The organism is Sinorhizobium chiapasense (assembly GCF_036488675.1).
GTDB lineage: Bacteria > Pseudomonadota > Alphaproteobacteria > Rhizobiales > Rhizobiaceae > Sinorhizobium > Sinorhizobium chiapasense.
The window spans coordinates 3425296-3443307 of record NZ_CP133148.1 but is presented as its reverse complement, the minus strand read 5'-3'; the positions used below and the strand labels follow the sequence as shown (position 1 = coordinate 3443307).

17 protein-coding genes are annotated in these 18012 nt (G+C 59.9%); 7 read left to right on the top strand and 10 right to left on the bottom strand.

The genetic code is table 11. The annotated features are described in order from the left end of the window. Nucleotides 1–61: 61 nt before the first annotated feature. The 3 genes from tnpB to RB548_RS16520 all read right to left on the bottom strand — a co-directional run bounded on the left by tnpB (nucleotide 62) and on the right by RB548_RS16520 (nucleotide 1676). Nucleotides 62–379 (bottom strand): IS66 family insertion sequence element accessory protein TnpB, encoded by a 318-nt coding sequence (tnpB, locus tag RB548_RS16530; RefSeq protein WP_158539472.1) that lies wholly within the window; start codon nucleotides 377–379, stop codon nucleotides 62–64. A 23-nt stretch (nucleotides 380–402) separates the two neighbouring features. After that, nucleotides 403–726: a transposase gene (locus RB548_RS16525; RefSeq protein WP_040669324.1), complete on the bottom strand. Its 324-nt coding sequence runs from the start codon at nucleotides 724–726 to the stop codon at nucleotides 403–405. Between the two features lie 422 nt (nucleotides 727–1148). Then, nucleotides 1149–1676, bottom strand: a complete 528-nt coding sequence (locus RB548_RS16520) for a tetratricopeptide repeat protein (RefSeq protein WP_331372328.1) — start codon at nucleotides 1674–1676, stop codon at nucleotides 1149–1151. Between the two features lie 307 nt (nucleotides 1677–1983). Between RB548_RS16520 and RB548_RS16515 the strand changes: the two genes are divergently transcribed. After that, nucleotides 1984–2487: a hypothetical protein gene (locus tag RB548_RS16515; protein ID WP_331372327.1), complete on the top strand. Its 504-nt coding sequence runs from the start codon at nucleotides 1984–1986 to the stop codon at nucleotides 2485–2487. 491 nt (nucleotides 2488–2978) lie between these two features. Further along, a complete protein-coding gene (locus RB548_RS16510) occupies nucleotides 2979–3761 on the top strand; it encodes a bifunctional allantoicase/(S)-ureidoglycine aminohydrolase (RefSeq protein ID WP_331374995.1) in 783 nt (260 codons plus the stop codon). Between the two features lie 8 nt (nucleotides 3762–3769). Here RB548_RS16510 and RB548_RS16505 read toward each other — a convergent pair whose 3' ends face one another. From RB548_RS16505 to RB548_RS16485, 5 genes are all read right to left on the bottom strand, one after another. Beyond that, complete coding sequence (locus RB548_RS16505; protein WP_331372326.1) at nucleotides 3770–4264, bottom strand: hypothetical protein; 495 nt, start codon at nucleotides 4262–4264, stop codon at nucleotides 3770–3772. Between the two features lie 11 nt (nucleotides 4265–4275). Continuing rightward, entirely contained in the window at nucleotides 4276–5625 is a 1350-nt protein-coding gene (locus RB548_RS16500) for an HlyD family type I secretion periplasmic adaptor subunit (protein ID WP_331372325.1), read from the bottom strand. Then, nucleotides 5622–7727, bottom strand: coding sequence for a type I secretion system permease/ATPase (locus RB548_RS16495; protein WP_331372324.1), 2106 nt, complete (start codon nucleotides 7725–7727; stop codon nucleotides 5622–5624). Before RB548_RS16495 ends, RB548_RS16500 begins: the two co-directional genes overlap by 4 nt. Nucleotides 7728–7744: 17 nt before the next feature. Continuing rightward, a complete protein-coding gene (locus RB548_RS16490; RefSeq protein WP_331372323.1) occupies nucleotides 7745–9823 on the bottom strand; it encodes a hypothetical protein in 2079 nt (692 codons plus the stop codon). 148 nt (nucleotides 9824–9971) lie between these two features. After that, the gene (locus RB548_RS16485; protein ID WP_331372322.1) at nucleotides 9972–10667 is read right to left on the bottom strand and encodes a hypothetical protein; all 696 of its coding nucleotides are present in this window, start codon (nucleotides 10665–10667) and stop codon (nucleotides 9972–9974) included. 1013 nt (nucleotides 10668–11680) lie between these two features. On the opposite strand from RB548_RS16485, the gene RB548_RS16480 reads away from it, so the two are divergent. Next, entirely contained in the window at nucleotides 11681–12466 is a 786-nt protein-coding gene (locus tag RB548_RS16480) for a helix-turn-helix transcriptional regulator (RefSeq protein WP_331372321.1), read from the top strand. 79 nt (nucleotides 12467–12545) lie between these two features. Here RB548_RS16480 and hppD read toward each other — a convergent pair whose 3' ends face one another. Further along, nucleotides 12546–13658 carry a 4-hydroxyphenylpyruvate dioxygenase gene (gene hppD, locus RB548_RS16475; RefSeq protein WP_331372320.1) on the bottom strand — a complete coding sequence of 371 codons (1113 nt, stop codon included), beginning with the start codon at nucleotides 13656–13658 and terminating at the stop codon, nucleotides 12546–12548. A 132-nt stretch (nucleotides 13659–13790) separates the two neighbouring features. Between hppD and RB548_RS16470 the strand changes: the two genes are divergently transcribed. After that, a complete protein-coding gene (locus tag RB548_RS16470) occupies nucleotides 13791–14270 on the top strand; it encodes an Lrp/AsnC family transcriptional regulator (protein WP_331372319.1) in 480 nt (159 codons plus the stop codon). 61 nt (nucleotides 14271–14331) lie between these two features. On the opposite strand, the gene RB548_RS16465 is transcribed toward RB548_RS16470, so the two are convergent. Then, nucleotides 14332–14790, bottom strand: coding sequence for a MarR family winged helix-turn-helix transcriptional regulator (locus RB548_RS16465; RefSeq protein ID WP_331372318.1), 459 nt, complete (start codon nucleotides 14788–14790; stop codon nucleotides 14332–14334). A 75-nt stretch (nucleotides 14791–14865) separates the two neighbouring features. On the opposite strand from RB548_RS16465, the gene hmgA reads away from it, so the two are divergent. From hmgA to maiA, 3 genes are all read left to right on the top strand, one after another. After that, nucleotides 14866–16227: a homogentisate 1,2-dioxygenase gene (hmgA, locus tag RB548_RS16460; RefSeq protein WP_331372317.1), complete on the top strand. Its 1362-nt coding sequence runs from the start codon at nucleotides 14866–14868 to the stop codon at nucleotides 16225–16227. 83 nt (nucleotides 16228–16310) lie between these two features. Further along, nucleotides 16311–17327 carry a fumarylacetoacetate hydrolase family protein gene (locus tag RB548_RS16455; RefSeq protein ID WP_331372316.1) on the top strand — a complete coding sequence of 339 codons (1017 nt, stop codon included), beginning with the start codon at nucleotides 16311–16313 and terminating at the stop codon, nucleotides 17325–17327. 16 nt (nucleotides 17328–17343) lie between these two features. Next, nucleotides 17344–17997: a maleylacetoacetate isomerase gene (gene maiA, locus RB548_RS16450; RefSeq protein WP_331372315.1), complete on the top strand. Its 654-nt coding sequence runs from the start codon at nucleotides 17344–17346 to the stop codon at nucleotides 17995–17997. The last annotated feature ends 15 nt before the right edge of the window (nucleotides 17998–18012 follow it).

Genomic DNA, 18012 nt, shown 5'->3' with positions numbered 1-18012 from the left:
GCATGTTTCGGCGAGATTTACCCTCAGTTTCAGCCGCCTGATTCACTCTGCCGCAGGGCTTTTACCCAACAAATTCCGGTCGTTTCACCGTAGCCGAGCGGACCCGTTTCCAGTCCATGCCGTCAACGAGTGCAAGCAGTTGCGCGTGATTGAGCTGCACGCGGGCCGGTCCGATCTTCGGCCAGACGAACTGATTTTTTTCGAGCCGCTTCGAATATAGGCAGACGCCTGAGCCATCCCACCAGGCGATCTTTATTCTGTCTGCTCTTTTGGCGCGGAAAACGTAGAGCGAGCCATTGAAGGGATCACTTCCAGCATCACGCACCAGCGCCAAAAGACTGTCTGGACCTTTGCGGAAGTCAACGGGATGACTGGCCAAGAACACCTTCGTACCAGCCGGTATCATGCAGAGCGTACCGCGCGGATCAGCCTGACGAGATGTGGCTCGTCGATCGCGACATTCACCCGGATCACAGCGTCGCCGATCATGATGTCCGCGGTGGAGCTTTCGCCCCGAGCCGTATCAACAACAGCCTCCGCTTTCAGTCGGGCATTGCGCCGCCACGTGAACAATTGCGATGGGTCGATCCCTATGCGCCTCGCTATCGCAGAAACGCTCGCACCTGGCTCCATGCTTTCGGCTACCGCCTGAGCCTTCAACTCATTTGACCAACGTCGAACCTCTCGCGGCGCGCCCTCCAGGCGACCCGCAACGGCTTCGATCATATGGAACGTTCTATGTTCGGACATAGGTTCAGACATAGCAATTCATACCAAGCTCATTCCCTGAGCTCACACGAATAAACCCGATCCACCGCTATCGCCAGACGGGGTCAATGCACCGCTTACAGAAGATCTTTTCATAGTTTCATTGAAACAGATCAAATGATCCAACTCGTTTGGGACGGAAAACCGTTACACACTTTTCCTGGAACTGCTCTACAGCGCCGTGCGTCTTATCAGACGCACAAAGGACGCTGTAGCACTTTGAATTGCTGCATGTTTTTGTCCTTAAATCGGGTACGATTTAAGGAAACATGCAGTAGCGTGGATCAGATGGAGCGGAGCTTCGCCACGCTTTCATCGGCTATGGTTTCCGATCCGGACGCTTTGGCCGTCTGCTAAACCGCTTGTCCCCCTGCGCGGACCTACCGCTGCGCGAACTTCACGCTGTTTTTCATGAGTTCCAGGTTTCTGGCCGTGGTCTCGTTTGTCGGATCGAGTTCGTACGCCTTCAGGAAGTAGCGCCGAGCCTTGGGCAAGTCGCCCCGCAGAAGATGCGAATATCCGATATTGTTGTAGTAGACCGCCGTGTTGCCGATCATGCCGGAGAGTTGCTGGTAGGCCCGGTCGGAGGTATCAAACCGGCCGATCATGTCGGCGGAGGCGGCGAAGCCCAGCCAGGCGGACGGGTCCTTGGGGAAGACCGAAACGGCCCGTTTGTAGATGGCATAGGACTTGCCGTAATTCTTCTCCTGGAACTGCAACTTTCCCTTGGTTACCAGTTCATCGTTCCGGTAGAAGGCGACCGCCGAATCATCCTCGAGTGTTTTGGCGCTATCGCCGAACGCCGCTATGTCATCGAGAGCGGCCGATTGGCAGCCGGCCAGCAGGGTCCCGCCCGCGAGCAATAAGGTCAGGCATCTGATCCGCGATCTGATCTGAGAAGTTGCCATTCATTCCCCCAGTTTTTGGGTAACGTAGCCTTGCGCATGCAAGCACTCACGGGAAATCTTCCTCAAAAAATGCTAATAAATGAAGAATTGAAACAATGAGTCGCATTAAAGAGACACATCGTGGATCTCAAGCCCGCGTCGGCAATTGGGACACATAGACAATGAACAATGTTCCGGCCGAGTTGCCGGAAAATCGGTCGCGCCGGTCCAAACAGGAAGGTGACGATCGGTAAGCCCCAGTTAAGCGTCGTCTTATATATGAAGAATGTCAGAGCGATCGCGCTCCAGTCAAAGGGGATGCAAACGCATGCGCGCTTTAGTTCTCACGTTCCTCCGCCTCGGCCCGTGCGGCGCCTATGGCTTGGCGGCGATGTTTCTGGCCAGCATGGTTCTGCTCGCTCGTTATCCCGCGAGCGAGTTTGCCTGGTTGCTCTACATGACGATACTTCCGGTCATGCGCGAGCCGGTCCTCATGCTTCTCGCCGTTCCAGGCATTGGGTTTTGGGGTGCTGCCGCAATTCTGGTCCTCGCAGCGCTTTTCGGCGTCCTTCTGGCGATCCGGCCGGACCGATATCCGCGCATGCGTTTCGTCCACGCGCACGTCGCCCTGATCGCGACGGCGCTTGCCACGGTCCGGGCTGCGAACACGCAGGCAGGGCTTTCGGGGCTCTCTCTGCCGCAGATGCTGCGGGGCGACTGGGCCCTCGTGCCGCTCGCCTCTTCGCCGCTTGGGACTGCGCTTTTCGTCCTCGTCCTCGCTGCATGTGTCTGCTCACATGCCGCAATCATCAGGCGTATCCGCGCAAGATAGCGTGACTGTCGGCCGGATGTTCGGTGAGGCGGCGCGCATGAGCACTTCATTCGCTGGGCCTGCACTGTTGGCAGGTCATGCGCGAGATCGTCATTCCGCAGGCTCCGAAGAAAGTGATTCTACCGATGGCGGGCTATTCATCGGCTTCTTTCACGATACGACATTGATCACGATCGCATTTCTCCGATGGAAGATGTAACGGTGAGCCCTGCTGTATGTTTCCTTAAATCCTAGAGCGCCGTACGTTCAAGTGAACGCACAAAGGACGCTCTAGCCTTTGATTCTAGTGCATCTTATCCGCTTTCAGCGATTCCACTTGAAAGCGGGATGCTCTAGCCGATTTAAGGAATAAAACGTGCAGCAATTCAAAGTGCTACAGCGTCCTTTGCGCGTCTGATAAGACGCGCCGCGCTGTCAGCGCCGAAATTGAATGTCGTGGAGGACAGGAATTGGTTGAACGGACGTACTTCGCACCGAAGGGTGGCGCGCCCATGCAGACGGAGCTCCTCACTGGGCGCGCGGTTTTCACGGAAGCCTATGCGGTGATTCCGAAGGGCGTGATGATGGATATCGTCACAAGCTACCTTCCCTTATGGGAAAACACGCGCCTCTGGGTCCTCTCGCGTCCACTTTCCGGATTCGCCGAAACATTCTCGCAATATATCATGGAGGTCGCACCGGGCGGCGGCAGCGATCGCCCTGAACTCGATCCCGCGGCCGAAGGCGCCCTTTTCGTCATGGAAGGCGAGATTACCGTCGAACTCGACGGTCGGCCGCACGTGCTTCGCCCGGGCGGCTTCGGTTTCATTCCGCCGGCAAGTGCCTGGCGGCTGCGCAACCATGGGAACGTGCCGGCGCGGTTCCACTGGATTCGCAAGGCCTACGAGGCCGTCGAAGGGCTGGATGCGCCGGAAGCGTTTTTCATCAACGAGGCCGACATCACACCCGCACCCATGCCCGGCACCGACGGCAAATGGGCGACGACGCGGTTCGTCGATCCGGCGGATATGCGCCACGACATGCATGTGACCATCGTGACCTTCGAGCCCGGTGCGGTGATCCCGTTCGCGGAAACGCACGTCATGGAGCACGGGCTCTATGTTCTCGAAGGCAAGGCCGTCTACCGGCTGAACCAGGATTGGGTCGAGGTCGAGGCGGGCGATTTCATGTGGCTGCGTGCCTTCTGCCCGCAGGCCTGCTACGCCGGTGGTCCGGGCAATTTCCGCTACCTGCTCTACAAGGACGTCAATCGGCATATGCGCCTGTCGCGATAGGGCGGGCCTCAGATCAGTCGCTCGTCGAAATTGGGGCGCGACCGGATGAACGACCAGAGCGCCTTGCTGATGTCGGTGATCTCGCGGATCGCGTTTTCAAGACGCGCCAGTTCGCGTGCGTCGAGCTGCTCCACCTTGCCGTAGCGAATTTCCTTGTCGCCCTCGACCAGGCGCATCAGCTGCGTACTCGATATCTCGCCCTGCTCATCGAAGGAGTAGATGCAGTGGTTGTACTTGTTGCGCATTTTCGACTGCTGTTTCAGCCGCTCGGTGATCGACAGGACCTGGTCGCGCGTTTCGGGCGGGGTTGCCGGCAGCTTCGCCAGCCGCTCCGTGAGGTCGATGCGCGCGCGCGTGGTGTTCAGCGTCAGGAAGACGATGATGGCCGATTCCTTGTCGACCTTCAGCAGGTGCGCGATGATGTAAATCAGCAGGCTTTCGGTGTTGGTCCAGACGTAGTTCAGGCGACCAACCAGCAAAAGCACCTCCTGAGCCGCAGCCATGACGCTTCCCCTCAGGTCTCCTTGAATGCCCGCGACATGCTGTCGGTGATCGGCTTCGTCAGGTATTCGAAGAAGGTTCGTTCGGATGTGGTGATCAGGACTTCGGCCGGCATACCGGGTACCGGGTGGAACCCGTTGATGCGATTGATCTCGCTGGCGGGTACCTCTACGCGGACGATGTAGACGTCGCGTTGTTGCCCGCCGGCCACTTCCTCGATGGAATCGGCCGAGACGTAGAAGAGCTTGCCTTTCAAAACGGGCGTCGTGCGGCGGTTCAGCGCGGAAAGGCGTATCGTCGCATCCTCGCCGACCTTGAGCTGATCGATGGCCGTTCGAAGCACCTGGGCCTCGATGATCAGCGGCACATTGGCCGGCAGGATCTCCATGATCGGCTTCCCGGTCGCGATCACGCCGCCGGCGGTATGGAAATAGCTGCGCACGACCGTTCCGTCGACGGGCGAGCGAATGGTGGCGCGGTCGAGCACTTCGGCCGCCTCGCGGACCTGCTGGCGCACGGCATCAAGATCGGCCTCCGCCCCTTCCAGGCCATCCAGCGCGGTCTGCTTGTTGGTATTGATTGCAATGACGGCTTCCTGGCGATAGCGATCGATCTGGGTGTGGCTCTCCCTCACTTCCGACTCGAGCCGGCCGATCTCGCCCATCGCGTCGGCGATCGCCCGGTCGAGTGCCAGGAGTTCAGGTCGCCTGATCAGGCCGCTTTGGGCCAGCCTGCTTTTGGATTCACGCTCCTCCGCCAGGATCTCCATCTGCTTGTTGAAGGAGGCTCGCTGAAGATCGTAACCCTTGGCGCGAAATTCGAGGGAGCGAATATTCTGGTCGATGAGATTCAGTTGATCCTGCAGCTTGATCTTCTTGCTCTGAAAAATGACGTTCTGGCTTTCGATGATCGCCCGTACGTCTGTATCGTCCGCCTGCTCGGCGACGATGTCCGGTACCTTGAAGGTGTCGCTGCCCATCGCTTCCGCCCGGAGTCGCGCGACCACCGCTTCCAGGCGAAGGCGTTTGAGGTTGAGCATGCGCGCATTGGCGCGAGCCGGGGTCTGGTCGAGCTTCACAAGTATATCTCCGGCTCTGACCTTGTCGCCTTCGTCGACCAGCAGTTCCTCGATGATGCCGCCTTCGAGGTGCTGGATGATCTTGTTGTTACCGTTGGCGACGAAACTGCCCTGCGCGATGATCGCCGCTGCCAGCGGTGCGGCAAAGGCCCAATAGCCGAAGCCGCCGAAGGACGCGGCGATCAGGGCAAGACCTGCGAAGCTGTGGAGTCTGATCGAGCGGGGGACCGCCGAATACCACTCCACGGCATTGTGCGGATCGGCGCTCTTTTTGGCTTGGCTCATTGGTGACCTCCGCGAATACGCGCCTGTGCCCCGTCGTGGTTCGATGCCGCGCCAAGTGCGGCGAGAACTTCGTTTCGCGCGCCGAACATGGCAACGGTCCCTTCGTTGAGCACCATGATCTTGTCGACGCATTGCAAAAGGGCCGGGCGCTGGGTGATGGTCACGGTCGTGATGCCCTGGTTCTTCGCATGGAGAAGCGCGCGGGCAAGCGCCGCCTCGCCATTGCTGTCGAGATTGGAGTTCGGCTCGTCGAGGACGACGAATTTGGGATTGCCGAAGAAGGCCCGTGCGAGAGCAATCCGCTGCTTCTGTCCGCCTGAAAGGGGAGCGCCGTCTGCAGCGACGACTGTCTCGTAGCCCTGTGGGAACGTGGCGATCAGGTCATGCACGTCGGCAAGCACGGCCGCGTCGTAGATCATGGCATCCTCGACATCGTCGCGCATGCGGCAGATGTTCGCCTTGATCGTGCCGGGAAAGAGCTGCACGTCCTGCGGCAGATAGCCGATGCTTTCGCCGAACTGGCGCTGATCCCAGTTTCTCAGGTCCATGAGATCGAGCCGCACGCTGCCGGATGTCGGCAGGATCGATCCTACCAGCATCTTGCCGAGCGTCGTCTTGCCGGAGCCGGAGTTGCCGATGATGGCAAGTGCTTCTCCCTTGGCGAGCGAGAAGGATATGCCGTTCAAAATCACGCGTTTCTGCGGCGGCGGCACGAAGAGGATGCGTTCGACGTCGAGCCGGCCCTCGGGGTTCGGCAAGCGCAGCCGGGGAAAATTCAGGGGCGAACCCAGGAGAAGTTGCCTGATCCGGCCATAGGCCGCGCGCGAGTGATTGAGCTGGTTCCAGCCCTCGATCGCGCCTTCGACCGGAGCGAGCGCCCGACCGGCGATGATGGACGCGGCGATGACCATGCCGCCCGTCAGCTGGCCCATCATCGCCAAATGCGCGCCCCAACCGAGGAGTGCCACCTGGGTGAACATCCGCACGGCCTTCGAGGCGCCGGAAAACATGATGTTGCGGTCCTGGGCGTAGACCTGCGCCTTGAGCGAGCCGGCCGTCTCGTGCCCCCACATCTTCACCGCCTCCGGAATCATCGCCAGCGCATTGATGATCTGCGAATTGCGCGACATCGAATCGAGATGAAAATTCGCGCGGCCGAGGTAGCTGTTGGCCTCGCTGAACGATCGCGTCGTCGCCTTCTGGTTGAGATAGGCAATGACGAAAAGAACGACGCAGCAAGAGACGACAATCAGCCCGAGCTGCGGCTGGATCAAATAGACGACGACGACGAACAGCGGGGTCAGAGGTGCGTCGAGGAACGAGACCAGCGTACCGGACGTGATGAAGGCGCGAAGCTGCTGCAGATCGCTCAGCACCTGGTAGTCTCGCCCGTTGCCGTGCAGGGATGCACGCGCCGCGGCGCTAAGGATCGGTGCGCCGAGCTGGACTTCGATCTCGACGGCGGTCCGCATCAGAATGAAGCGCCGAATGGCATCTAGAACGACCTGCAGCACGATGGCACCGAGGACGGCGATCGTCAGCATCAGCAACGTATCTTGAGACCGGCTTGTCAGAACCCGGTCGGAAATCTGGAACAGGTAGATCGGGATGGCGAGGACGAGGATGTTGATCGCGACGGTGAAGACGACAACGACCAGCGTGTTGCGCTGGACAGCCGCCAGGCAGTCTTGCAGGCTTGCAGCGAAGTTTACCGGCTCCGTGCGCCTACGAAACGTATCCCTACCCTCTCCGCCATTGTCGGCCGCGCCCTTCCCGCCGGTGTCACGTGGGGTCGGACGGCGCTCACCTTCCCTGAAAGGGCCGGGTTCGTTGTTGATCGTCGGCGACAACGGCCGATCAGGTCGACTCTTGAGCTCATCATTCTTGCCGCTTTCGCTCCCGCGCGCCTTTTTCTTTTCGGTGCCCGGCTGCTCCTGAGGCGGCGATCGACTTTCGGCGTCCTGATCGGGCTTTTTCGATTCCTCGAAGGCATTGTTGATGGGATCGACGGGAATTTTGGGTGTGCCAGGAAGTTTCAGCTCCGGTGCGGAGTGCGACAACGGTTTGCCTCCATCGACATACCGTTTGGAAAGGTCGTTCATGGCACTCCCTCGCGTCGTTAGGTCAGCACCGTGTGCATGACGTCGTTCCATTGATTGTCGCACCACGACGTGTCGTCGGCGGCATCACCGACGCGGTCGCCGACGCCGAGTGCCGGATCGTCTTCACCGACAAATGCAATGACCTCGTTTACAAGCCCGTCCGGCTGAAAGCTCAGCGTGTCGCCATCGCGGCCAATGTCGACAATGCCGGACTGGATAAGGATGGTGTCGGAATAGAGCTCGCCGCCGACATGGGTCGTGTGGCCAAAGCTGTCGTAATCGATGATCTGGGCGACGTTGACCACTGCATTGTCACCGACGTGAACAGTCACCTCGGTATCGACCCCTTCCAGCGTTTTGGCGGCCGTGTAGGCGACGGCGTCGGCGTCACCGAGAATGCTGACCTGCTTGATGACGTTGACGTCATAAAGATTGCCGGTGATGTAGAGGACACGCAGGCCCGTGTAGCCCGCGAAGTCCTGATCGTGCGCCAGTGCTTCCGGCAGGTCGTTCGTGCCTTCGCGAATATTGTCGACGGCTTGGTGCATATAGGCCGGCACGCTCTCGAAGCGCTCGTTGTCGCCGATGTTTTCGATCGATGCCATGTTCCAGATGAGGTTGCCGCCTTCATCGAGGGTGATGCCGTTGCCGGCGGAGATGCCCTGGATCTGATCATTGTCGTAAAGGACCGAAACCTGGCTGATGATGTTCATGTCCAGGATGTGGCCGCCCACGATCACTAGGTCGTGCTGAGTGCCGAAATCGAGGAACGAAGCAAGATTGACCGCGGCGTTACCGCCCGTGAGCACAGTCGTTTCCACACCGCTGGTCGTAATCGCGACGGTATCGTTGTCGCTGACGAAATTATACTGTTCGATCCAGTGGACGATCGACAGATCACCCTCGACGACGTTGACGCGCCAGCTCGTCGGGAAGGTCGACAATTGGTCTGCGGCATCTGCCGTCTCTCGTGCCGGCGTCTCGAAATCATGACGCTCGAAATTCGCGATGTTCATGGCGATAGTTTGCGAGGCGGTTTCGCAAGTGCTCTCTCCGAACGGACCAACCTCATCGTTGTCGGCATAGACGTAGGATTGCGAAATGACGTCGATCTGATGGTAATCGCCCATCACGACCGTCACCGGCGCGGTTGCGCTCGCACTGACGATACCGGCGAAACTGCCGACCGTGTTGGCTCCCGCCTCGACTTCCAGCGTGTCGCCATTGTGGCTGTTCGGCTGAACGGCCTCATCGGCGCCTTTCGCGCCCGTGGGCAGGAAGTCGGCGAGTTCCGGAAGAACGTCGACACGCGTGCCGTTTACATGGACGCCTTCGATCTCGTCGGCCGCGAGAATCACGGTGCCATCTTCCGGCAGAACGACTGGCGTGACCGTTCCAGACGGCGGGACCGGCGTGTCGTCCACGGGCGTAGCGGGACCGTCCGGCGTCTGCGGCTCTTCGGCGCGCGCGGTCGCAGCGAGGGCCTTGAGATTCGCGGCAAGTGCCGAAAGCGCGTCAACACTGTCGATCTGGCTCAGTTGCGCGAGCGGTGAGGCACTCGTCGCTTCCGCGACGTATTCCGCAAGTTTTTCGGTGACGTAGCTCGTGTCACGGGCCTCGATCGGTGAACCGCTCATGTTGAGAACGTCATCGTCGTGAAGGAGATTGACCTGCAGGATTTGGCCGCTGACCGCCTCCGGGTTCTCCTCAACGATCGGCGCGTGTTGCGGTCCCGCGTGGTCCGGTGCGATGCCGGAGGGGCCTGCCACAGTGCTGAAAAGCCTCGGCTGGACGGTCAGGTCGCCCAGCGAGACGGGATCGCGGGAGTCGTCGTCGGCGAATTGCGTGCGTCCGGCGATATCGAGGCCCTCGAACCGATAGCCGGATGGTTGATAGGAAATGTCCGGATCGTAGTCCTTCAGTTCGAAGGAGCACTTAAACTGGGGTAACCGCGTATCGCCGCCGGCGTCCTCGGGTGCGGGCTTCCAGGTTTCGCTCCCCTGCAGATATTGATGCCTTATGCGTGCCTCGTCGGTCGCCGTCTCGAACAGCCCAAGGAAATGCGCGACGATTTCGTTGACCTTCTCCGCGTGCATTACCCCGATCCTTCCCTCCGGCAGCAAAGGGGGACCTCGGCGGGTCGACCGGCGACTGCCAAGGCGCGTTGAACCGACCCCAAATCAACCATCCATCTGTGCACCGGTGCGGCCGGCCAGCGCACATCCGTTCGTCTCCAAGGATCAATCAACCGTCGCTGTCCTGCCCCATAGAAGTGACGTGCAAGTCGCCGCCGACGACGTTGACATCGACGGCGTTGCTAAGGAGGTTCGCGCCTTGAACGATCTCCTGATGGAACTCCCCGTTTGCAAGGGTCGCGGACGCATCGGCCTTGGCACTGGCATCAAACTCGTGACCGACCTTGAGATCCCAGTCGGAGCTCGTGCCGAAGTGCATGCCGTCGCCGCTCTCCGCGTGCCCGCCATCCGCATTCGGAGCGTTGTCGGCATTCATCTTGACGCTATAGGCATGATCCTGATCAGCGAGGCTGTTTGCCTGGACGATGGTGAACCCGGCATCGCTCCCGACGGCACTCAGCGAATGCTCGAGGATGCGATCAAGGTTCAAGCTGAAGGAAAGGTCGTCGCCGAGATTGAAGGTGACGTCGGCGCCGATGCCGACATTGCCGAAACCGCTGGTGTCGTCCAGTGCCGGAGGCTCGCTAACGGAGGGATGGTTGTCGTCACCGGTTTCTTTTGCGTCGAACTTGCTGGTGGTGTCGTTGCCGTCGGCAACGCTGCGATGGCTCGTTCCGTCCAAGTCGACTTTTGGGGCATTGACGCTGCCACTCGCAAGCCCGTCGGCAAGCGCGCCAATCTTCAAGTCGTCATCGGTGTTGATACTGTCGTCGGCCCGAAAATCCTTTAACGGGGTATCGGTCATCTACAACTCCCTTCGCAGAGGGAGCCAGCGCCGAAACCCTTTCATCTTTTATAGGATTTTTGCGGAGCTGGCTCTCTTTTGAAGTTCAGACGAATCGTTATAAAAGATAATTCGCCTGTCGGGTTCCGATATATTCCCTTTGTATTCATAGTATAATTGCTTGTATGTACTTCTGCACAAATTGCTACGTACTACAAATATTGGTTACATCATATGTCGAGTAGCAGCTCGATATATGTACTCCGCGGCTGCGACGCGTGATACAAAAGCAGTCCGTGGGTCGTGCAAACTCAAGCGCGACGATAGTAGTGTGAGCCTGTATGCGCAGGAACGAAAGACATCAATTGTGGTTAGTCTCTTGTATTCAATGGCTTTTTTGAATCTTTCACCATGCCGATCGGTGCGGTTAAGATAATGTTAACATTTGCGAATCTGGCGCAATGGGTTTGAGGGTGGCTCGGTTTGCCATCTGGCCCGCGGTCACGCGGGCGGCCGGCGAGCAACAGGAATTCATGGGCTAATTCAAATTGTTAGGATGGTTCGGACGGTGCTGCCGTCTATGCGCGGCAAAGTCGCGACATGCCAATACTGGTTGTCCCAGGCCGCATCTACCACCCTCGACGTGATAAAGCATAATCCGTTGTAGCTATGCCGGTGGCTCGTGCGCCGCGCGTCGCTGGCAGATCAAAGGCCGGCATCCATCGCGCCATTTTTACAGCTGCGGCGATCGCATGGAATTCCCCCTCGAAAACCAGGGGTGTCTGGCTCGGCGCCCTTTCGAAGCCGACTAGCCCAAAATTGGTTCGTTTTCGAACGATTTAGACGCGAACCGGACGGGCATCTAACCCTTTTGGGTGGTTTCGCCTCCCCCATCTTTACGATACATTAGCTATAGCGAATTTTTTATTCGTTATAATTGCGAAGTATTTGAAGAAATTTTTCAACGCGGGGCTGCTCCAAGTGGGGTTGGAACACCCATTAAATTAAATGGGAATTTCCCAAGGAGGGGATAAATGTATCGTACGAGCTCGAACCTGAGCGATTTTGAAGACAACAACAAAGTATTACCCACGAAAAGTAAGATCGTAATGCTCGCCAAGGTGGATCTGTTCGCTGAATGCCTGATGCAGGCGGTCGGCGCGCGGTTTCAGGGCCAGGATGTAGTCAGCCTGTCCGATCCCGAGAGCCTGCTTGACGGCAATCTCGTCGATGTCAGGCTGGTCATGCTTTATCGCTTGCCGGTGGCGACCTTTCCGTCCGTTCTCAGGATGATCCATGAATTCCACCCGAAGGCCGCGATCGGGCTTGTGGTGGAGGATGCCGAGGCGCTCGATTCGTCGATCGCTGGCTTTGTCGATGAAGGATTGATCCACGGCGTGCTGCCTCTCAATCTGCATCTGGACGTCTGCTTGACCGTCATCGATCTTCTGATGAAGGGCGGCGAACATTTTCCGGCGGCGCTGCTCAGGCGCCTCGCGCCGGTGAGACTCGCGGGTGACGCTCTGCGCGCGCGGCGGGAAGCGGTCGTCGAAGCCTTTGTTGCTCCGGAGCCGAAGCGCGATGTCATGGGCGTGCTGACCGCGCGCGAGGTGCAGATTCTCGATCTGATCTGCATGGGGACACAGAACAAGATCATTGCCGATCGTCTCGGCCTGTCGGAAAACACCGTCAAGGTCCATGTGCGCAACATCTACAAGAAGATGAACGTGCGCAACCGGACGGAGGCCGCCTCCCGCTATTTCACGCATGAGGCGGACCGCGGCATGTCGGAACCGCGGCTCGGCTCTCGCTGGAACTGACGAGGATCCGAGGTGCTATCAAACGGAAGGGCCCCTCGCTGCCGGCGAGGGGCCTTTCCGTGTTTCTCGGCGTTGAAACCTATTCGGCGGCCTGCGGTCCAAGTGCGCCGCGGCGGATCTGATCGGCCTCGATCGATTCGAACAGGGCGCGGAAATTGCCCTCACCGAAGCCCTCATCCCCCTTGCGCTGGATGAATTCGAAGAAGATCGGTCCGATAACGGTCCTCGAGAAGATTTGCAGCAGGATCTTCGTCATACCGCCATTCACCACGCCTTCGCCGTCGATCAGGATGCCGTGCTTCTTCATCCGGTCGATCGGCTCATCGTGGCCGTGGACGCGCTCGCGCGACATTTCGTAATAGGTCTCCGGCGGGCCGGGCATGAACTTGAGACCATTTTCCGCAAGTTTGTCGGTTGCGTCGTAGATCGCTTCGGTCCCGACCGCGATGTGCTGAATGCCTTCGCCCTTGTACTTCTTCAGATATTCCTCGATCTGGCTGGTGTCGTCCTTGGATTCGTTCAAGGGGATGCGGATCTTGCCGCAAGGCGAGGTGATCGCGCGGCTGACGAGGCCGGTGATGCGGCCGTCTATGTCGAAGAAGTGGATCTGCTTGAAGTTGAACAGTTCACGGTAGAACGCCCACCACTTGTCCATGTTGCCGCGATAGACGTTATGGGTCAGGTGGTCGAGATAGTAGAAGCCGACGCCCGTGGGCTTCGGATCGCGCTCGTCCAGCCATTCGAACTCGGCATCATAGGTCGAGCCCTTGGCGCCGTAGGTTTCGACGAAGTAGAGCAGCGAGCCGCCAATGCCGACGATCGCCGGAACATCGAGGCACTTGTCGTTTCCGGTATAGGGCTCGGCGCCCTGGGAAACGGCGTGCTCGAACGCATGCTTCGCATCGACGACGCGCCAGGCCATCGACGGGGCGCAGGGGCCGTGCTTGTCGACGAAGCGCATGGCATGAGAGCCCGGTTCGGCGTTGATGATGTAGTTGATATCACCCTGCCGCCAGACAGTGATGTCCTTCGTCCGGTGCTTGGCGACGGCCCTGTATCCCATGCGGGTGAAGAGCTCTTTCAGCTTCTCCGGCTCGAGATGCGCGAATTCGACGAACTCGAAGCCGTCCGTCCCGGCAGGGTTGTCCGCGCTGATTTTTGGGGGTGGTGCGTCGTGCGGAAACGGGCCCATCGGAAGCCTCCTCTTCATTCTTCCAAACTTTGCTGGAGTATGGCGCAGATCCGATGCATGATGCTTGTATTCTTGCGTGTTTTTGGCGATTCAACGCATGAATTGTGCGGCAGAGCAGGCGAGGGCGCATGAATGGAGCAGCTTGACGGATTCGATCTCAAGATCCTCGGCGAACTGCAGCGCGATGGGAATCTGACCAATAACGAATTGTCCGAGCGCATCGCGCTTTCGCCGTCCCAATGTTCGCGGCGGCGGTCACGATTGGAGGCGGAGGGCTATATCACCGGCTATCAGGCGCAGATCGACCGGCAGAAGCTGGGGCTCGATCTGATGGTGGTGATCTCGGTGACGCTCGCCACGCACAATCGCGACAATGCCAAGCGTTTCGGCAAGCTGGTGTCCGGTTTGCCGGAGGTGCTGGAGGCGTACGCGCTGACGGGGGAGATGGACTATCACTTACGCGTTGTGACACCGGACCTCGCCGGGCTCTCGCGTTTCGTCAACGACGTGCTTCTGCCGCACGACAGCGTCCAGCACGTGAAGACGTCGATCGTGCTCGAAACGCTGAAGAGTTTCGAAGGGCTGCCGATACCGGAGCGCGTGAGGGGGTAGGTGTGGGCCTTCGACCGGTCGTCCTGAGTGGGATTCCACGAGCATCATGCAGCTGGATCGGTTAGCCCCGTGCGGTCGCTTTCTTCATCGCCCGTTCAACGGCGCGCAAGCCCGTCGAGAGCGCCGCCATGTCTTCCGTTCCGAGCATCGAAAGCAGTTCGGCCTGATAGCGGCTGGCGAGCTCGGTCAGTTCCTTGTAGGCCTGCTCGCCTGCGGGTGTCAGCGCCAGATGCTCGAACCGGCGGTCGCGACCGTCCTCCTCGCGCTTCAGCCAGCGGCGCTGTTCGAGGCTGAACACCGCGCGGCTCACCTTCGTCTTGTGCATGGTGGAATGCGCGCCGATCTCGGTCGCCGTCATGCTGCGGCCGGAGCTCCCGAGCGCAGCGAGCGTTCGCCATTCCGGACGGGTAAGCTGGTAGCGCGCCCTGTACTGGGCGGCAAAGCGCAGCGCGACGAATTCCGCCGCACGGTTGAGCCGATACGGCAGGAAGTTCTCCAGCTCGAAACCGTCCGTCGCCATGACCTTCCTTGATAGTTACAAAATCAATAGTTACGATTGTAACCAATATAACGAGGAGAAGAGGAGGCGCAAGCCATGTTGGACAAGGCGGAAAAGCAAAGCGAAGCCAGCACGGTTGCGGAACGGGCACTCTCCTACATGCCCGGATTTGGCAACGATTTCGAGACCGAAAGCTTGCCCGGCGCCCTGCCGCAGGGCCAGAACAGCCCGCAGAAGTGCGAATATGGACTATACGCGGAGCAGCTTTCCGGTTCTCCGTTCACCGCGCCGCGCGGCACCAATGAGCGCTCCTGGCTCTACCGCATTCGCCCGAGCGTCAAGCACACCGGGCGTTTCAAGAAGATCGACCATCCGCACTGGAAGACGGCACCGCACATTGCCGAGCATTCGCTGGCGCTCGGTCAACTGCGCTGGAGTCCGTTGCCGACGCCTTCGGAAAAGCTGAATTTCCTCGAGGGTATCCGTACCATGACAACGGCCGGCGATGTCCTGACGCAGGCGGGGATGGCGGCGCACACCTATGTCTTCAATGCCGACATGGTCGACGACTATTTCTTCAATGCCGACGGCGAACTGCTGATCGTGCCGGAAACCGGCGCCATCCGCGTCTTCACCGAACTCGGCAAGATGGATGTTGAGCCGTCGGAAACCTGCGTCGTGCCGCGCGGGACGATGTTCAAGGTCACGCGGCTCAGCGAGGAAAAGATCTGGCGCGGCTATATCTGCGAAAACTACGGCGCGAAGTTCACGCTGCCGGATCGCGGGCCGATCGGCGCCAATTGCCTTGCCAACCCGCGCGACTTCAAGACGCCGGTCGCCGCCTACGAAGACAAGGAAATGTCGTGCCGCGTCCATGTCAAATGGTGCGGCTCCTTCCACGTCACCGAGATCGGCCATTCGCCGCTCGATGTCGTTGCCTGGCACGGCAACTACGCGCCCTACAAATACGACCTGAAGACCTTCTCTCCGGTCGGCGCGATCCTGTTCGACCACCCGGACCCGTCGATATTCACCGTGCTGACGGCGCCTTCGGGCGAGGAGGGCACGGCCAATGTCGATTTCGTGATCTTCCCGCCGCGCTGGCTGGTCGCCGAGCACACCTTCCGCCCGCCCTGGTATCACCGCAACATCATGAGCGAGTTCATGGGGCTGATCTATGGGCGCTACGATGCCAAGGAGGAAGGTTTCGTGCCGGGCGGCATGAGCCTGCACAACATGATGCTGCCGCACGGGCCGGACTTCACCGGTTTCGAGAAGGCATCGAACGGAGAGCTGAAGCCGGTGAAGCTCGACAACACCATGGCCTTCATGTTCGAGACCCGATTCCCGCAGCAATTGACGAAGTTCGCCGCGGAACTCGAGACCCTGCAGGACGATTACATCGACTGTTGGTCCGGGCTCGAGCGGAAATTCGACGGTACGCCCGGAATCAAGTGACTTCTGCCGGCGATCCGTGACATGCTGCAATGATCCGCGCCGTCCGACGCGGATCAACAGAACACACCGGGAAACACCACTCCATGAAACTCGCGACGCTGAAAGACTCCACCCGCGACGGCAGGCTCGTCGTGGTCTCGAAAGACCTGACCCGTTGCTCCGAGGTGGGCCATATCGCCCGCACGCTGCAGGCGGCGCTCGACGATTGGGCGCATGCCGGCCCACGGCTCGCGCGCGTCGCGGAAGGCATGGAGACCGGATCCCAGCCGACCATGCGCTTTCACGAGCACGATGCCGCCTCGCCCTTGCCGCGGGCGTATCAGTGGGCCGACGGTTCGGCCTATGTCAATCATGTCGAGCTTGTCAGGAAGGCGCGCAACGCCGAGATGCCGGCAAGTTTCTGGACCGATCCGCTGATCTATCAGGGCGGCTCCGACAGCTTTCTCGGGCCGCGCGATCCGATCATCATGGGCGACGAGGCCTGGGGCATCGACATGGAGGGCGAAGTCGCAGTCGTCGTCGATGACGTGCCGATGGGAGCAAGCCTCGAAGAAGCCCGGCGGTCAATCCGCCTTGTCATGCTGGTCAACGACGTTTCGCTGCGCGGCCTCATCCCGGCCGAGCTTGCCAAGGGCTTTGGCTTCTACCAGTCGAAGCCATCGTCCGCCTTTTCGCCGGTTGCGGTGACGCCCGACGAGCTGGGCGATGCCTGGGACGGCGGCAAATTGCACCTGCCGCTTCATGTCGACTTCAATAGCAAGCCGTTCGGTCGCGCCAATGCCGGCGTCGACATGACTTTCGACTTTCCGCAATTGATCGCGCATGCGGCCCGTACCCGGCCGCTTTCAGCTGGCACGATCATCGGTTCCGGCACCGTTTCCAACAAACTCGATGGCGGGCCGGGCAAGCCGGTCGCGGCAGGTGGCGCCGGCTACTCCTGCATTGCCGAGATCCGCATGATCGAGACGATCGACAGCGGCGCCCCGAAAACGCAGTTCCTCAAATTCGGCGACGTGGTCCGGATCGAGATGAAGGATGCAGCCGGCCATTCGATCTTCGGCGCCATCGAGCAGACGGTCGAGAAATCCGATCGCGCCTGACAGAGGAGCGACCGGATTGGAGGCAAAGGTGGCGAACGAAACTGTGCTTTACGATTACTGGCGCTCGTCGGCGAGCTATCGCGTACGGATTGCCCTCAATCAGCTCGGCGAGTCCTACGCCTCCGTTCCGGTCGATCTCATCGCCAAGGCTCATCGCGGACCGGAACACCTGGCACGCAACCCGCAAGGCCTGGTGCCGGTGCTCGATATCGACGGCGAACGATTTACCCAGTCGCTGGCGATCATCGAGTACCTGGCGGAGACGAGGGAAGGCAGCGGCTTTCTGCCTGCCGACGCGATCGGCCGGCAGCGGGTGCGTGCGTTGTCCCATGCCATCGCCATGGATATCCATCCGGTCTGCAATCTCGGCGTGATCGTTTATGTCATGGCCAGTGCCGAGGACGGCGAAGCGGCACGGCGCGCCTGGATGCACAAGTTCATCGGCGAAGGCCTTGCTGCCTTCGAGCGCATGCTCGACCACCCGTCTACCCGAGAGTTCTGCCACGGCGACCGGCCGACCATGGCGGATATCTGCCTCGTGCCGCAAGTCTACAACGCGCGGCGCTGGGGCGTCGATCTCTCTGCGTGCCCGAGGATCGCTGCCATCGACGGGCGCTGCGCCGAGATCGACGCTTTCGCGAGCGCACATCCCGACCGGGTGAAGTCCTAGGCTACTCGCCTCTCG

What these genes read in the sequence shown, in the direction of transcription:
- RB548_RS16525 (WP_040669324.1), bottom strand. Translation starts at nt 726, where the DNA reads ATGATCGAAGCCGTTGCGGGTCGCCTGGAGGGCGCGCCGCGAGAGGTT.
- RB548_RS16520 (WP_331372328.1), bottom strand. Translation starts at nt 1,676, where the DNA reads ATGGCAACTTCTCAGATCAGATCGCGGATCAGATGCCTGACCTTATTG.
- RB548_RS16515 (WP_331372327.1), top strand. Translation starts at nt 1,984, where the DNA reads ATGCGCGCTTTAGTTCTCACGTTCCTCCGCCTCGGCCCGTGCGGCGCC.
- RB548_RS16510 (WP_331374995.1), top strand. Translation starts at nt 2,979, where the DNA reads ATGCAGACGGAGCTCCTCACTGGGCGCGCGGTTTTCACGGAAGCCTAT.
- RB548_RS16505 (WP_331372326.1), bottom strand. Translation starts at nt 4,264, where the DNA reads ATGGCTGCGGCTCAGGAGGTGCTTTTGCTGGTTGGTCGCCTGAACTAC.
- RB548_RS16500 (WP_331372325.1), bottom strand. Translation starts at nt 5,625, where the DNA reads ATGAGCCAAGCCAAAAAGAGCGCCGATCCGCACAATGCCGTGGAGTGG.
- RB548_RS16495 (WP_331372324.1), bottom strand. Translation starts at nt 7,727, where the DNA reads ATGAACGACCTTTCCAAACGGTATGTCGATGGAGGCAAACCGTTGTCG.
- RB548_RS16490 (WP_331372323.1), bottom strand. Translation starts at nt 9,823, where the DNA reads ATGCACGCGGAGAAGGTCAACGAAATCGTCGCGCATTTCCTTGGGCTG.
- RB548_RS16485 (WP_331372322.1), bottom strand. Translation starts at nt 10,667, where the DNA reads ATGACCGATACCCCGTTAAAGGATTTTCGGGCCGACGACAGTATCAAC.
- RB548_RS16480 (WP_331372321.1), top strand. Translation starts at nt 11,681, where the DNA reads ATGTATCGTACGAGCTCGAACCTGAGCGATTTTGAAGACAACAACAAA.
- hppD (WP_331372320.1), bottom strand. Translation starts at nt 13,658, where the DNA reads ATGGGCCCGTTTCCGCACGACGCACCACCCCCAAAAATCAGCGCGGAC.
- RB548_RS16470 (WP_331372319.1), top strand. Translation starts at nt 13,791, where the DNA reads ATGGAGCAGCTTGACGGATTCGATCTCAAGATCCTCGGCGAACTGCAG.
- RB548_RS16465 (WP_331372318.1), bottom strand. Translation starts at nt 14,790, where the DNA reads ATGGCGACGGACGGTTTCGAGCTGGAGAACTTCCTGCCGTATCGGCTC.
- hmgA (WP_331372317.1), top strand. Translation starts at nt 14,866, where the DNA reads ATGTTGGACAAGGCGGAAAAGCAAAGCGAAGCCAGCACGGTTGCGGAA.
- RB548_RS16455 (WP_331372316.1), top strand. Translation starts at nt 16,311, where the DNA reads ATGAAACTCGCGACGCTGAAAGACTCCACCCGCGACGGCAGGCTCGTC.